2 protein-coding genes are annotated in these 17,205 nt (G+C 65.7%); both read left to right on the top strand.

Going from position 1 to position 17,205, the window contains the following annotated elements:
* The first annotated feature begins 55 nt into the window (after positions 1-55).
* Positions 56-6,574 (top strand): non-ribosomal peptide synthetase, encoded by a 6,519-nt coding sequence (locus tag QX071_RS25855; protein ID WP_315705401.1) that lies wholly within the window; start codon positions 56-58, stop codon positions 6,572-6,574.
* The gene (locus tag QX071_RS25850; RefSeq protein ID WP_315705402.1) at positions 6,571-17,202 is read left to right on the top strand and encodes a non-ribosomal peptide synthetase; all 10,632 of its coding nucleotides are present in this window, start codon (positions 6,571-6,573) and stop codon (positions 17,200-17,202) included. Before QX071_RS25855 ends, QX071_RS25850 begins: the two co-directional genes overlap by 4 nt.
* Positions 17,203-17,205: the final 3 nt, after the last annotated feature.

Here is a 17,205-nt window from a genome sequence, read left to right as displayed (position 1 = left end):
TCGACCGGCCTGACAAACTGTTTGACCGACGAGCTGTTGTTCTTGGAGAGTGGTCATGGAGACGATGGATCCTGCGACGCGCCGCAAGCGATTGTCGGCGCGCCAGCAGATGCTTCTCGAAGAGCGTATCAAGGGAGCGAGAGGCGCGGCTGCGCCGATCCCGGTGAGGCGCGCCGCTGCTGGCTCTCCCGTGTCCTACGCTCAGGAGTCCCTCTGGTTCCTGGACCTGCTCGGATTTGCCGGCGCCGCCTACAACCTGCCGTTCGAGGTTCGGCTGGAAGGGGTGCTGGATACGGCCGTGCTCGAGCGGAGTCTGTTGGAGATTGTGCGGCGTCACGAGGTTCTGCGGAGCCGCCTGGACGTGAAGGACGACCAGCCGGTTCTGGTGGTTGATTCCCCCGGCGGCTTCCGGTTGGAACGGATCGACATCTCCGCCCTCCCGCCGGAGCTCAGGGAGGCGGAGATCATGCGCCTCGCCGATGAGGAGCTTGCGCGGCCGTTCGATCTCCGGCGCGGGCCGCTGTTTCGGGCAAAGTTGGTTCGCGTCGATGATGCCGACCATGTCGTGCTCGTGACCATGCATCATGTCGTCTGCGATGGCTGGTCGATTGCGCTTCTCATTGATGAGGTCAGCGCGCTGTACGAGGCCTATAGCCAGGGCCACGCATCGCCGCTGCCCGAGCTGCCGATCCAGTACGGTGATTACGCGATCTGGCAACGTGAGGCGGCGCAGGACCGCGTCCTGGACAAGCAGGTCGGCTATTGGAAGGAGAGGCTCGCGGGCGCACCTGTCGCACTGGATCTGCCGGTCGACCGTGTCCGGCCCAAGATGGCGAGCTTCAACGCCGGCACGATCAACGTCGCGTTATCGGCGGGCCTGTCGCGTCAGCTGTTCGAGCTCGCGCGGCGCGAAGGGGCGACGCTGTACATGCTGCTTCTCGCCGCCTATCAGGTCCTGCTGCAGCGCTATAGCGGGCAGGACGACATCGTCGTGGGTTCGCCAACGGCCGGGCGATCCCGCGCTGAATTCCAGGGAATGATCGGTCTGTTCGTCAATACAATCGTATTGAGGACGGATTTGTCGGGTGATCCGCCGTTTCTGGAGCTGCTGAAGCGCGTCAAGCAGGTGGCGATCGGGGCCTATGCGCATCAGGATGTGCCGTTCGAACGGCTGGTGAAGGAGCTGAACCCCGTCCGCGATCTCAACCGTTCCGCGATGTTTCAGACGGTGTTCTCACTGGAGAACCTGCCGCAGAGGCTGCTGACATTCGCCGGCATCAGGGCGCGGTGGATCCGCAGCAACATGCCGAGAGCCAAGCATGAGCTCGCTGTCTACTTTTACGAGCGCGGCGACCGGCTCGAGGGGCATGTCGAGTATGCCAAGGACCTGTTCGAAGCAACGACGATCGAGCGGCTCGTCGAGCATTTTCAGGTGCTGCTCGAGGCTGTGGTGGCGCGGCCCGAGGCACGTTTGTCGGATTTGCCCCTGCTTGGCGAGGACGAGCGCCATCGGCTGATCGTGGAATGGAACGCGACGACGTCAGCATATCCGGCCGACAAATGCTTGCATGAGTTGTTCCGGATCCAGGCGAGCCGGACGCCGGAGACGACGGCGGTCGTGTGTGGCGATGCATCGCTGAGCTATCGCGAGCTGGACCGTCGTTCGAACCAGCTGGCGCACCATCTGCGCCGGCTCGGGGTCGGGCCCGAAATGGTCGTTGGGCTCGGCCTCGAACGCAGCGTCGAGATGACCGTCGCGCTGCTCGGGATTCTCAAGGCGGGCGGGGCCTATCTGCCGCTTGATCTGAGTTATCCGGATGACCGGCTGGACGTCATGCTGGACGATGCAGCCGCCACAGTCGTGGCGACACGGTCGGCATTCGCGGCGCGGTTTGCGAGAGAAGGCCGTCGGGTGGTTGCTGTCGACGCCGACCTTGCGGATGCCGACGATCTGCTCGACCGCTCCCCGTGCAGCGGCGTGCAGCCGGGCAACATGGCCTATCTGCTCTATACGTCCGGATCGACCGGTCGACCGAAAGGAGTCGTCCTCGAGCATCGACATGTGACGAATTACGTGTCGGCGGTCGTGGAGGCCGCGGGGCTGGCAGAGACATCCAGCTACATGATGCTGCAGCCATTGACCGTCGATTCCTCGGTAACGGTGCTGTACCCATCGCTGCTGAGCGGCGGAACGCTGCATCTCGTCGGCTATGAGGAGACGCTGGACGCGCAATATCTGTCGAACTACGTCAGGAAGAGCCCGATCGATTGTCTCAAGATCGCGCCTCCGCATCTGCATTCGCTGCTGGACGCCGCAGGGAGCAGCGAGTTGCTGCCAAGGAAGGTTCTGATCGTCGGCGGCGACGTCAGTCGGTGGGAATGGGTCGAGAGACTCAGAGCCGCGGCGCCCGGCTGCCGGATCTTCAATCACTACGGGCCGACAGAGACGACGGTCGGGGTCACCGTCCAGAGTGTCGATGGCTGTATCCAGCGCGGCACCACCGAGTGCGTTCCGATTGGGCGGCCGCTCGCCAACACCCAGTCCTTCATTTTGGACGGGAATCTCGATCCGGCTCCGATCGGAGTGGTTGGCGACCTGTATATTGGTGGCGCCCAAGTGGCGCGCGGATATCTCGGTCGCGCGGACCTGACGGCCAGCAGCTTCATTCCAGATCCGTTTTCCGATTCCGGGCGCAGGCTGTATCGCACCGGCGATCGCGCCCGTTTTCTTTCAGACGGAAGCATCGAGTTCCTCGGGCGGGGTGACGATCAGGTCAAGATCCGAGGTTACCGCATCGAGCCTGAGGAGGTCACCGCGGCGCTGCTGACGCATCCCGCGGTTCGGCAGGCCGTCACGGTGGCGCGCGCCCTTGGCCACGAGAAGACCCTGATCGGCTACGTGGTGCTGCATGATGGAGGCCGCGCGGATGGCGCCGAGCTCCGCCGGCATCTCTCCGTTCGGCTGCCTCCGCACATGGTACCCTCGGCCATTGTGCAGCTCGAGCAATTGCCGCGAACGGCACACGGCAAGCTCGACCGCCGCGCATTGCCGATGCCGGACCTGCAACGCCTCACCGAATCCTATTCGGCGCCTCGCAACCCGGCCGAGGAAATGCTGGCGGCGATCTGGTGCGAGGTCTTGAGACGCGATCGGATCGGGATCGACGAGAACTTCTTCGAGCTCGGCGGGCATTCGCTGCTGGCAACGCGCGTGATGGCCCGGCTGCGGGATGCGCTGCAGGTCGAGTTGCCGCTGCGCGCATTGTTCGAAGCGCCGACGATCAGGGATCTGGCAGCACGGATCGAGGCGGAGCAGCTCGGCGGAGCGGTAGCCGTGTTGCCGCCGTTGCTCCGGCTCCCGGACCGCCCGGACCGGCCGGCGATGTCCTATGCGCAGGAGCGGCTGTGGTTCCTGGACCAGCTTGGTCTGGTGGGAGCAGCCTACAACATGCCGTTCGCGCTCAGACTCGAGGGTGAGCTCGATGTAGTCGCGTTGGAGCGGAGTCTGTCGGAGCTGGTGCGGCGCCACGAGGCGTTGCGGACGCATTTCGAGGCACTGGATGGGCAGGGCGTGCAGGTGATCGACGCTGCTGGCTCGTTTTGTCTTGCCAAGCGGGACCTGTCGGGGCTTGGCGTCGACGCACAGCAGGCCGAGGTTCGCCGCCTGGTGCAGGACGAAGTCTCGCATCGCTTCGCGCTGACGCGCAGGCCGTTGTTCCGGGCGACGCTGATCCGTCTCGGAGCCAGCGACCACGTGCTGCTGACGACGATGCATCACATCGTGTCGGATGGCTGGTCGATCGGCGTTCTGACGCGCGAGGTGGCGGCGTTGTATCAGGCATTCAGCCTCGGCGATCCATCGCCGCTGGCGGAGCTTCCGGTCCAGTATGCGGACTATGCGTTGTGGCAGCGGAGCTGGTTGCAGGGAGAGGTGTTGCAGCAGCAGATCGGCTATTGGAAGCGCCAGCTGCAGGGAGCGTCGCCCGCCTTGGACTTGCCGGCCGACCGGCCGCGGGCGGCGGTCGCCAGCTTCGCCGGTGGTGCGGTTGACTTCGCGCTCCCAGGCGAGCTGTCGGGAAAGCTCGCGGCGCTCGCGCGTCGCGAAGGCGTGACGCTGTATATGCTCTTGCTGGCCGCGTATCAGCTGTTGCTGAAGCGCTACAGCGGTCAGGATGACATTGTGGTCGGCACGCCGATCGCCGGCCGCCGGCGTCCCGAGCTGGAAGGGCTGATCGGATTCTTCGTTAACACGCTGGCAATGCGGACGGACCTGTCGGGGGATCCGATCTTCGTGCAGCTGTTGAAGCGCGTGAGGGATGTGGCGCTGGGCGCCTATGCGCATCAGGATCTGCCGTTTGAGAAGCTCGTCGAGGAGTTGCAGCCGGCGCGGGATCTTAGCCGTCAACCGGTGTTTCAGGTCTGCTTCAGCCTGCAGAACACGCCGCGTGAAGCCGTCGAGCTGCCTGCATTGACGCTTCGAATGCTCAGCGGTGAGCACCGGACTTCGTTGTTCGACCTGACGCTGTTCATGCGCGAGACCGACGCGGGGCTGATCGGGACGTTCGAATATGCATCGGATCTGTTCGACCGCACGACGATCGAGCGGCTGGCGGACCACTTCGCGCGACTGCTGGAAGGCATCGTGGCGACGCCGGACGCACGCCTATCGGCGCTGCCGTTGTTGAGCGAGGTAGAGCATCATCGGCTGGTTGTGGAATGGAATGCGACCGCGGCGAATGATCCTTCGGACAAGTGCCTGCATCAGCTGTTCGAAGCGCAGGCGGGGCGAACACCTGATGCGATTGCTCTCGTCGACGACGATCGACAGCTGAGCTATGCGGAGCTCGACCGCCGCGCGAACCGTCTGGCGCACCATCTGCGTCATCTCGGGGTGGGACCGGAGTTGGTGGTCGGGCTGTGTATCGGGCGCAGCCTCGAAATGATGATCGCGCTGCTGGGCATCCTCAAGGCGGGCGGCGCCTATCTCCCGCTGGATCCGTCCTATCCGGCCGACCGGCTGGCCTACATGCTGAACGATGCGAAAGCGCCGCTCGTGGTCACCATGGCGCATCTGGTGCCGCACTTGCCCGCCCACTCCGGCTCCATGTTGCGGATCGATGCGGATTGGGAGGATATCGCGCGTCAGCCCGCGACCCCGCCGGAGACCAGCGCCGTTCCTGCGAACCTTGCCTACGTCATTTACACCTCGGGCTCCACAGGTCGGCCAAAGGGGGTGTGCGGACTGCACGAAGGGATGGTGAACCGGATCGTGGCGCAGGAAGGCATCGCGGCGTTCGACGACGATGATGTCTGCTGCCAGAAGACCTCGATCGGCTTTGTGGACTCGATCTTCGAAAGCCTCGGACCGCTCTGCCGAGGTCTTCGCCTGGTCATCGCGCGCGACGCTGCAGGCCGGCGGCCGACGGAGCTCGTCGCGATGATGGCCGGACAAGGGGTGACGCGCGTCGTGATGGTGCCGTCCTTGGCGTTCGCGCTTGTGTCCGATGCGGCGACAAGAGCCCAACTATCGGGCTTGCGAAGCTGCACGCTGAGCGGGGAGGCCCTGAGCAGGGACCTGATGGTCCGCCTGACGGAGGCGTTGCCGGACTGCCGCTTCGTCAACATCTACGGCTCGTCCGAAGTCTCCGCCGATGCGTCGTCCTATGTCGTCGGGACGCCGATGCCTGCGGCCATTCCCATCGGCCGACCGATTCTGAACATGAAGGTCTTTGTCCTCGATCCCGATCTTCGTCCCGTCCCTATCGGCGTCGCCGGGGAATTATATGTAGGGGGCTTCGGTGTTGCGCGGGGCTATCTCGGCCGCCCTGATCTCACAGCGGAACGGTTCGTGCCGAATCCGTTCGGCGACGGCGAGCGATTGTACCAGACCGGCGATCGCGTGCGGTGGTGCGCCGATGGCAATCTGGAATTCCTCGGCCGGTCGGACCATCAGGTCAAGATCCGCGGCTTCCGGATCGAGCTCGGCGAGGTCGAGGCGGCGCTGCTCGCCGATGAATCCGTTGCGCAGGCTGCAGTGGTCGCGCACGAGGAGGAGGGCGACAAGCGCCTGGTCGCCTATGTTGTCGGAGCGGAGAATGGCGGGCAACTCGATGCCGACAAGCTTCGCAATCATCTGAAGCGGAGCCTGCCCGACTACATGGTCCCGTCGTCCTTCATGGCGATGGAGACCTTCCCGTTGACGCCGACCGGCAAGCTCGACCGCCGTGCCTTGCCGGCCCCGGGACCGCGCGCCTCGTCACGCCCCTATGTTGCGCCCCGTACGCCGGTCGAGGAGACGCTCGCGGCGATCTGGTGCGACATCCTAAAGCTGGATCGGATCGGAATCGACGACAACTTCTTCGAGCTTGGCGGGCATTCGCTGCTGGCGATGCGGATGATGGCGCGGCTGCGCGAAGCGCTCGCGATTGAGGTGCCGCTCCGCGCGCTGTTCGAAGCGCCCACTCTCGCTCGGCTGGCCGATTGGATCGATACGGTCCGTTGGGCCGCCCAGCCTCGGGCAGCCGATAGCGCGCAACGCTCGGAGGATCGTGACGAAGAGGTGGGGATCGTATGAGCACGGTCCAGGCTCTCCTGACGTCGCTGCGCAAGAACGGCGTGAGCATCTGGCTCGACAACGGGCAGCTCAAATACCGGGCGCCTGCCGGCGGCTTGTCGCAGGCCGAGCTGGCAGAACTCCGCGCGAACAAGGAAGGCGTGATCAGCTTCCTGACCTACGCACATCGCGCCGCGGCCAGCCGGCCAAAGCTGGCGGCCAGAGAGCCGTCGGATCGCGTGGCGATGTCGTATGCGCAGGAACGCTTGTGGTTCCTGGATCAGCTCGGGCTTGTGGGATCGGCCTACAACATGCCCTTCGCGCTCCGTCTGGATGGCGAACTTGACGCTGCCGCGCTGGAGCAGAGCCTGGCGGAGGTTGTGCGACGGCACGAGGCATTACGGACGCATATCGAGCTGGTGGACGGGCAGGGCGTGCAGGTGATCGATGCGGCCGCCTCGTTCCGTCTTGAGCTGCTGGATCTGTCGCACCTTGGCGTCAACACTCAGGAAGCTGAGATTCGACGTCTGGCAAAGGAGGAGGCCTCGTACCGCTTCGAGCTGACACGCGGCCCCGTGTTCAGGGCAAGGCTGATTCGGCTCGGAGCCAGGGATTACGTGGTGCTGGCGACGATGCATCACATCGTCTCGGATGGCTGGTCGATCGGCGTCCTCACGCGCGAGGTGGCGGCGATCTACGAGGCGTTCAGCCAGGGCAAATCATCGCCGCTGCCGGAGCTACCGGTCCAGTATGCCGACTACGCGCTCTGGCAGCGGGCCTGGCTGCAGGGCGACGCGCTGGAGCGTCAGCTTGCATATTGGAAGGAACGGCTGAAGGGAGCGCCAGCGGCGCTCGAGTTGCCGACAGACCGTCCGCGTCCGTCGGTGGCGAGCTTTGCCGGCGGCATGGTGCCGTTCACCCTGTCTCGCGAGCTGTCGGATGGACTGACGGCGCTGTCGCGTCGTTCGGGCGCGACGCTCTACATGGTACTGTTGGCCGCGTATCAGCTCCTGTTGTCGCGCTACAGTGGCCAGACCGACATCGTCGTGGGCTCGCCGATCGCCGGACGCATCGACCGCCAGCTGGAGGGGCTGATCGGGTTCTTCGTCAACACGCTCGCGATGCGCACCGACCTGTCGGATGATCCGAGCTTCATGGAGCTGCTGGCGCGGGTGAAGGAGATGGCGCTCGGCGCCTTTGCCCATCAGGACCTCCCGTTCGAGAGACTGGTGGAGGAGCTGCAGCCGGTCCGCGACCTGAGCCGGCAGCCGGTGTTCCAGGTGAGCTTCAGCCTGCAGAACGTGCCGCAGGAAGCGATCGAGCTCTCGGCGCTGACGTTTCGTCCGCTCGCAGGCGAGCAGCGGACGTCGGTGTTCGATCTGTCCTTGTTCGTCTGGGAGACCGACGGCCGCCTGCAGGGCCGTCTGGAATATGCGCTCGATCTGTTCGATCGTGGGACGGTCGAGCGGTTTGCGCACCATCTCGAGGTGCTGCTGGAAGGAATCGTCGCGGCGCCGGAGCGCCGGCTGTCATCATTGCCGGTGTTGAGCGCCGCTGATCGTCGCGTTCTGCTGGAGGATTGGGCGGGCCAGGCGACGTCCTATCCCGAGAACTGTCTGCACGAGCTGTTCATGGCGCAGGCCGCGCGTACGCCGGACGCGGTCGCGGTGGGGTTCGAGGGCGAGCAGCTGAGCTACCGCGAGCTGGACGCACGTTCGAACCAGCTGGCGCATCATCTGCGCTGCCTCGGCGTGGGCCCCGGGGTCGTGGTCGGACTTTGCGTCGAGCGCAGCCTGGAGCTGGTGGTGGCGCTGCTCGGAATCCTGAAGGCCGGCGGCGCCTATCTGCCGCTCGACCCGGGCTATCCATTGCAACGGCTGAGCTACATGCTGCACGACGCGGGCGCGCCGGTCATCGTGACCCAGCGGCATCTGGCCGGCGTGCTGCCCGCTCATGCAGCGCGCGTGGTGGAGCTCGATACGGAAGCAGCTGCTATCGCGGCCTGGCCGCAGCAGGCGCCGGTCGACACCAGCCGGCCAGCCAACCTCGCTTACGTCATCTACACCTCGGGCTCGACCGGACGGCCCAAGGGCGTCGCCGTCACCCATTCCAATATCGTTCGATTGGTCAAGAATGCGAACTATGTGAGCGTCGGGGTTGACGACGTATTCCTGCATCTGGCGCCGCTCGCCTTCGATGCCTCGACATTCGAAATCTGGATGCCGTTGTTAAACGGAGCGAGGCTCATCGTCTACCCGGCGGGATTTGTCGAGGTCGCGACGCTGAAGCGGGTGATCGCGGAATCCCGTGTCACGGTTCTCTGGCTGACGGCGGGACTGTTCCACACCGTCATCGAGCACGACATCGAGCTCGTCAGACCGCTGCGCTATCTGCTGGCGGGCGGAGACGTGCTCTCGCCGTCTCATGTCCAACGCGTCCTCGACGAGATGCCCGATTGCCAGCTCGTCAATGGCTACGGGCCCACGGAAGGCACCACCTTCAGCGCCTGTTTTGCGGTCGCGCCGCGGCCTGGACTGGCCGTCAACGTGCCGATCGGGCGGCCGATCTCGAATACCCAGCTGTACGTTCTGGATGACCAGGGTGAGCTCGTGCCCGCGGGCGTCGCCGGTGAGCTGTACATTGGCGGGGCAGGGCTCGCGCGCGGCTATTTCGGCCGCGCCGACCTGACGGCGGAGCGGTTCGTGCCGAGCCCGTTCGGCTGTGGCGAGCGGCTGTACCGCACGGGCGACCTGGCCCGGTGGCTTAAGGATGGCGTGCTCGAATATCTGGGGCGACGCGATCAACAGGTGAAGATCCGCGGCTTCCGCATCGAGCTTGGCGAGATCGAGGCGGCGCTGACCGAGCATGCCGGCGTTTCGCAGGCGGTCGTCGCCGCCCAGGCCGATAGCCGAGGCGGCAAGCGGCTGGTGGCCTATGTCGTGGGACATGCGGAGGTTGCCACGGAAGATCTGCGAGCCCATCTTGCGCGCCGTCTTCCCGACTACATGATGCCCTCGGCCTATGTCCAGCTCGCTACTCTGCCGTTGACGGCGAACGGCAAGCTGGATCGCGAGGCGCTGCCCGTACCGGAAACGGCAGCATTTCCGCATGACCGCTACGAAGCTCCGCGAGGCGAGACGGAGGAGCGGCTGGCGCAGATCTGGTGCGAGCTGCTGAAGGTCGCGCGTGTCGGCCGCCACGATGACTTCTTCGCGCTCGGCGGCCACTCGCTGCTGGCGATCACGCTGATCGAGCGGATGCGTCGAGCGGGCCTCGTTGCGGATATCCGGGCCGTGTTCAGTGCGTCTGACCTCGCCGGACTAGCGGCCGCCGCCAGCAGCGAGGTGCCATCTGTCGAGGTGCCCGCCAATCTAGTTCCCGAGGGCTGCACTGCGATCACGCCGGCGATGCTGCCGCTGGTGAAGCTGAGCCAGAGCGAGATCGACCTGATTGCCTCGGCTGTCGACGGCGGCATGGCCAACATTCAGGACATCTATCCTCTCGCGCCGCTGCAGGAGGGCGTCCTCTTCCATCACATGATGGATGCGGAGCATGATGCGTATCTGCTGTCGAGCGTGCTGGCGTTCGACACGCGGTCGCGGCTCGACGGCTTCGTCGCGGCATTGGACGCCGTCATCAGTCGGCACGACATTCTGCGAACGTCCGTGATGTGGGAGCAATTGCCGCAGCCGGTGCAGGTGGTGTGGCGGCGCGTGCGGCTTGCGGTCGAAGACGTGGTCCTCGATGAGCCGGGCGGCGATGCGGCTCTGCAGCTGCGGTCCCGCTTCGGACGCAGCCAACGACTCGATGTACGGCATGCGCCGCTCTTGCGGGGCTGTGTCGCCCACGACGGGCAGCATGGACGCTGGTTGCTGCTGCTGACCTATCATCATCTGGTCATGGATCATACGACCCTGGAGGTGCTCACGTATGAGGTTCATGCCCATCTGATGGGCCGGCAGGCGGAGCTGCCTGCGCCGGTGCCGTTCCGCAACTTCATCGGGCAGGCGCTGCACGGCGTCAGCACGGCGGAGCACGAGACGTTCTTCCGCGAGCTGTTGGCGGACGTGACCGAGCCATCAGCACCGTTCGGCCTCGTCAATGTGCAGGGAGACGGTACGGACATCGAGGACGCGCGTCATGCGCTTCCCGCCGCCCTGTCGGCACGACTGCGCGGCCACGCGCGTGAGCTCGGGGTGAGTGCTGCAAGCCTGTTTCACCTGGCGTGGGGGCTTGTGGTGTCGCGGACGTCGGGAGGGCGTGATGCGGTGTTTGGGACTGTGTTGTTCGGACGTTTGCACGGGATGTCCGGAGCGGATCGGACGGCGGGGATGTTCATCAACACGCTCCCGGTGCGGATTGCGATCGGAGAGAAGAGCGCAGCCGCGAGCGTTCGCGATGTCCATGCGCTGTTGGGGCGGCTCCTCCGTCACGAGCATGCTTCGCTCGCACTCGCGCAGCGCTGCTGCGGCATCAAAGGTTCCGGCCCACTGTTCACGTCACTGCTGAACTACCGCTACAGCGGCGGCGTGGCCAACGACCCGGCGTGGGACGGAATCGAGCTGTTGTGGGGAGAGGAACGCACGAACTATCCCGTGATGCTGTCGGTCGATGACGCCGGAGACGGCTTTGGCCTGACGGCGCAGACGATGAGGTCGATAGGAGCGGCCCCGCTGTGCAGGATGATGGAGACGGCGCTGACAGAGCTTGCGGATGCGTTGGCACAGCATCCGGAAAGGCCGATGAGACGGCTCGAGGTGCTGAGCGCCGCGGATCGTCGCCTTCTGCTGGAGGATTGGGCGGGCAAGGCTAAGGCCTATCCTGAGCGCTGTCTGCACGAGCTGTTCGCGGCGCAGGCTGCGCGTACGCCGGACGCCGTGGCGGTGGCGTTCGAGGGCGAGCAACTGAGCTACTGCGAGCTGGACGCACACGCGAACCAGCTGGCGCATCATCTGCGCGGGCTCGGCGTGGGGCCCGAGGTCGTCGTGGGGCTTTGCGTCGAGCGCAGCCTGGAGCTGGTGGTGGCGCTGCTGGGAATCCTGAAGGCCGGCGGAGCCTATCTGCCGCTCGACCCCGGCTACCCGGCGGATCGGCTGAGCTACATGCTGCATGACGCGGGCGCGCCGGTCATCGTGACGCAGCGGCACCTGGCCGGCGTGCTGCCCGCTCATGCAGGGCGGGTGGTGGAGCTCGATGCGGATGCGGCTGCTATCGCGGCTTGGCCGCAGCAGGCGCCGGTCGACACCAGCCGGCCGGCCAACCTCGCTTACGTCATCTACACCTCGGGCTCGACCGGACGGCCCAAGGGCGTGATGGTGGCGCATGCGGGGCTGATCAATTTCCTGACGGACATGGCCGTGCGTCCTGGCATCGACGCATCGGACGTCGTGGCGGCGGTGACGCCGATCTCGTTCGACATCGCAGGACTGGAGATCTACCTGCCGCTGCTCGCAGGGGCGCGCGTGGTGGTGCTGCCCCGCGAGCTCAGCGCCGACGGAGAACGCCTGCGCGAGCGGCTTGCCGTGATTGGGGCGACGATGCTGCAGGCGACCCCTGCGACGTGGCGCTTGTTGACCGACGCCGGCTGGCGACCGTCCGCTTCGCTGAAGGTGCTTTGTGGCGGCGAGGCATTGCCACCTGATCTGGCGTCGCGACTCGCGGACGGATCATCCGCGAGCTGGAATCTCTACGGTCCGACGGAGACGACGGTCTGGTCGAGCTTGAGCCGGATCACGACCGAGCGCCGGATCGGCATCGGGCATGCGATCGCGAACACGCAGCTTCATGTCCTCGATGGTCATGGCGAGCTGGTGCCCGTCGGTGTCGCGGGTGAGCTGTATATCGGTGGTGCAGGACTGGCACGGGGCTATTTCGGCCGCGCCGCCCTGACAGCAGAGCGGTTCGTGCCGAGCCCCTTCGGGGATGGCGAGCGGCTGTACCGGACGGGTGATCTCGTGCGCTGGCGAGCGGATGGCGAACTGGACTATCTCGGGCGGCTGGATCACCAGGTGAAGATCCGCGGCTTCCGGATTGAGCTTGGGGAGATCGAGGCGGCGCTCCTTGCGCACGCCGGCGTGTCGCAGGCGGTGGTGACGGCCCAGGAGAACGGTAGCGGTGGCACGCGGCTCGTGGCCTATGTGGTGGGAGAGGCGGCGGTGCGCGCAGAAGATCTGCGCGCGCAGCTGTCGCGGCGTCTTCCCGATTACATGGTCCCGTCGGCCTATGTGCAGCTGGCGGCTCTGCCGCAGACGCCGAACGGCAAGCTCGACCGCAAGGCGCTGCCTGCGCCGGGATCGGCAGCGTTTGGGCATCGCGCCTTCATTGCGCCGCTGGGCGAGGTCGAGGAGCGGCTGGCGCAGATCTGGTGCGAGCTGCTGAAGCTGGACCGTATTGGCCGGCATGACGACTTCTTTGCATTGGGTGGCCACTCGCTGCTGGCGATGCGGGCGCTTTCCCGGCTGCGCGACGAGTTCGTGATCGATCTCCCGCTACGGGCCATGTTCGATGCGCCGCGACTGAGCGATCTGGCGGGACGGATCGAGAGCGCGTTGCGCAGTGGCGCCGGAGTGGCGCTGCCGCCGCTGCAGGTTCAGCCGCGTCCGGAGCGGCTGGTGCTGTCCTACGCGCAGGAGCGATTGTGGTTCCTGGATCAGCTCGGGCTGGTGGGAGCGGCCTACAATCTGCCGTTTGCCGTGCGGCTCGAGGGGACCCTGGACACCATCGCGCTGGAGCGGAGCTTTGCCGAAGTGGTCCGGCGTCACGAGGCGATGCGGACGCACTTTGAGACGGAGCAAGGGCAGGCGGTGCAGATCATCGACGCCCCCTCGGTGTTCAGGCTCGGCCGAGACGATTTATCGGAACTCGAAGACGATGAGGTGCGCCGGCTCAGGATCGATCGTCTGCTCCGCGATGCGGCCGTGCAGCCGTTCGATCTGTCGCGGGGACCGCTGTTCCGGGCACGGTTGATCCGGCTGGGGCCGCAGGACCATGTGGTGCTGGTGACGATGCATCACATCGTGTCGGACGGCTGGTCGATCGGCGTGCTGGTCCGAGAGCTCGCAGCGCTGTACGAGGCCTATCGCACCAACGCTGCGCCGCCGCTGGCTGATCCCCAGGTGCAGTATGCGGACTATGCGCTGTGGCAGCGGGCCTGGCTGCAGGGCGAGGCGCTGGAGCGCCAGCTTGCCTATTGGAAGACGCGGCTGACGGGAGCGCCGGCAGCGCTGGAGCTGCCGACCAACCGTGCGCGTCCCGCGGTCGCGAGCTTTGCCGGCGGAATGGTGCCGTTCACGCTGTCGCGTGCGCTGTCGGACGGGCTCAAGGCGCTGTCGAGCCGTTCGGGCGCGACGCTCTACATGGTGCTGCTGGCCGCGCATCAGGTTCTGTTGTCGCGCTACAGCGGCCAGACCGACATCGTCGTGGGCTCGCCGATCGCCGGGCGCGTCGACCGCCAGCTGGAGGGACTGATTGGGTTCTTCGTCAACACGCTCGCGATGCGCACCGACCTGTCCGGGAATCCGAGCTTCATCGAGCTGCTCGGGCGGGTGAAGGAGGTGGCGCTCGGGGCCTATGCGCACCAGGATCTTCCGTTCGAGAAGCTGGTCGAGGAGTTGCAGCCGGTCCGCGACCTGAGCCGCCAGCCGGTGTTTCAGGTCAGCTTCAGCCTGCAGAATACGCCGCAGGACGCGATCGAGCTGCCGGTACTGACGCTTCGGCTGCTGGGCAGCGAGCACCGCACGTCGCTGTTCGATCTGACGCTGTTCATGCGCGAGACCGAGGCCGGCTTGGTCGGGACGTTTGAATATGCGTCGGATCTGTTCGACCGCGCGACCATCGAACGGCTGGCGGAACATTTCGAAATCCTGCTGGGTGGCATCGTGTCGACCCCGGAAGCCCGCTTGTCGGAGCTTCCGCTGCTGAGCGAGGCGGAGCGTCATCAGCTGATCATCGACTGGAATGCGACGAAGGCCGACTATCCGGCGGACAAATGCCTGCACGAGCTGTTTGCCGAGCAGGCCGCACGGACACCTGACGGCCTCGCCGTGGTGTTCGAGGGCCAGCAGCTGAGCTACCAGGAGCTGGACATACGTTCCAACCAGCTTGCGCACCATTTGCGTCGGCTTGGCGTGGGGCCTGAGGTCGTGGTGGGGCTGTGCGTCGAGCGCAGCCTGGAGATGGTGGTGGCCTTGCTCGGAATCCTGAAGGCGGGCGGGGCGTATCTGCCGCTCGACCCGGGCTATCCGGCGGAACGGTTGAGCTACATGATGCAGAACGCGGGCGCGCCCGTCATCGTGACGCAGCAGCGTCTTGCCGCGTCGCTTCCCGCGCATGCCGGCCGCGTGGTGGAGATCGACGCGGCATGGTCCGCCATTGCGGCCGAGCCGCAGCAGGCTCCTGTCGACAGCAGCCGTCCTGGCAATCTCGCTTATGTCATCTACACCTCGGGATCCACGGGGCGGCCCAAGGGGGTCGCCAACACGCATGGCGGCATCGTCAACCGGCTGGTGTGGATGCAGGCGGCCTACCGGCTCGGCCCCGGCGACCGCGTTCTGCAGAAGACGCCGTTTTCGTTCGACGTGTCAGTGTGGGAGTTCTTCTGGCCGCTGATCGAGGGCGTGCCGCTCGTCGTGGCCCGGCCCGAGGGTCATCAGGATCCCTCCTATCTCGCGGCCCTGATCCAGCGTGAGGCGGTGACCATCGCGCACTTCGTCCCGTCGATGCTGCAGGTGTTCCTGGAGACCGAGGATGTCTCCCGCTGTGTCAGCCTGCGTGCCGTGATGTGCAGCGGCGAGGCGCTCGGGGGAGAGCTGAAGACGCGGTTCCTGCGGCGTTCGCGCAGCGAGCTGCACAATCTCTACGGACCGACCGAAGCTGCGGTGGATGTGAGCGCGTTCGCGTGCCGCCTGGGGGCGGATGCGGTCAGCGTGCCGATCGGCCGTCCGATCTCGAACATGCAGCTCCATGTTCTGGATGATCACGGTGCGCTCGTGCCCGTCGGCGTCGCCGGCGAGTTGTATATCGGCGGCGTGGGACTTGCTCGCGGCTATTTCGGCCGTGCCGATCTGACGGCGGAGCGCTTCGTTCCGAGCCCGTTCGGAGATGGCGAGCGGTTGTACCGGACGGGAGATCTCGTCCGGTGTCGCACGGACGGCGAACTGGAATATCTGGGTCGCCTGGATCATCAGGTGAAGATCCGCGGCTTCAGAATCGAGCTCGGCGAGATCGAGGCTGCGCTCGCCGAGCATGCCGACGTGTCGCAGGCGGTGGTGACGGCGCCGGCTGACGGCAGCGGCGACAGGCGGCTCGTTGCCTATGTCGTCGGTGACGAGAAGACCATCGACCCGGTGGCGTTGAGCGCGCATCTCAAGCGACGGGTTCCAGACTACATGGTGCCTGCAGCCTCGGCCTTCGTCATTCTGGATCAGCTTCCGCTCTCGCCGAACGGGAAGCTCGACCGCGACGCGCTGCCGCAACCGCAACGGCGGCACAGCGCCGGTGAAGCTGCTCCACGCACGGCCGCCGAGGAAATTCTCGCGAAGCTGTGGTCGGACCTGCTCGGACTACACGGCGTCGGCGTGCATGACGATTTCTTTGAGCTCGGCGGCCATTCGCTGCTGGCGATGCGCTTGATCGCGCAAGTCCGACATGCGCTCGGCGTCGATCTGCCGGTGCGCCTCCTGTTCGAGGAGAAGCCGACGATTGGGGTGATGGCCGCCCACATCGCCGTCGCGCGGGCGGCGAAACAAGGGTTCGAGATGCAGGGATCGGGCAGGCGCGACTACTCCTGCATCATTCCGATACAGTTGAGCGAGCAGGGGACGCCGATCATCTGTGTTCATCCCATCGGGGGAGGCATCCTGTGCTATCGCGACCTCGCGAAGTCGCTGGGGCCCGGCTATTCCGTCTACGGCATCAAGGCGCTTGGTCTTCATGGCGAGCAGGATCCGCTGGTCTCGATCGACCAGATGGCGGATCACCATGTCGCCCGCATGCTTGAGATACAGCAGACGGGACCGTTCAACCTCGTCGGCTGGTCCGCCGGCGGGCTGATCGCCTTTGCCATCGCCAGGAAGCTGAACGAGCTCGGACATCAGGTCGGGGTGCTGGCGCTGATCGATACCGTTCCGCCGAGCTCCACCGGAGAGTGGCGGCACAACAGGCGCCAGGTCGAACGCACCGAGTGGCTCACATTCATGGGCGTGTTGGAAATTCCGCCACAGCGCGGGCTGACGTCGCGATGGCATTCGTTCTGGCGGCTCTCCGATGCTGCCAAGGCCGATTATGTGCTGCGTCTGGCCAAGCGCCACAGGTCGCTGTCCAGCGAAATGACGGACGCAGAGTTCGCGCATGTGGTCTCCGTGTTCCAGGCCAATCTGCATGCTCTCCAGCAGCACGTGGTGTCGCCCTATGTCGGGAAGCTGTTGCTGTTCCAGCCGGACGGAGATCCGGTCAGGACGCCGGATCACTTCGCCAGGGCTGAGGAATTCTGGCGATCCAAGTCGCTGAACGGCTTTGACGTGCATTACGTCCCAGGCAATCACGGCTCCATGATCCAGCATCCGGCCTCGGACCACATCGCGGCTCGCTTGCGGGCCGAGCTCGAGAGAGCCCAGCCCGTCTCCGAGAGATTGGCCGTCGAGCCGGTCTAGGTC

It is taken from the genome of Bradyrhizobium sp. SZCCHNS1022, from assembly GCF_032484835.1.
Taxonomy (GTDB): Bacteria; Pseudomonadota; Alphaproteobacteria; order Rhizobiales; family Xanthobacteraceae; genus Bradyrhizobium.
Note: the sequence above shows the minus strand (reverse complement) of the source record. Positions and strands in the feature narration are given on the sequence as shown.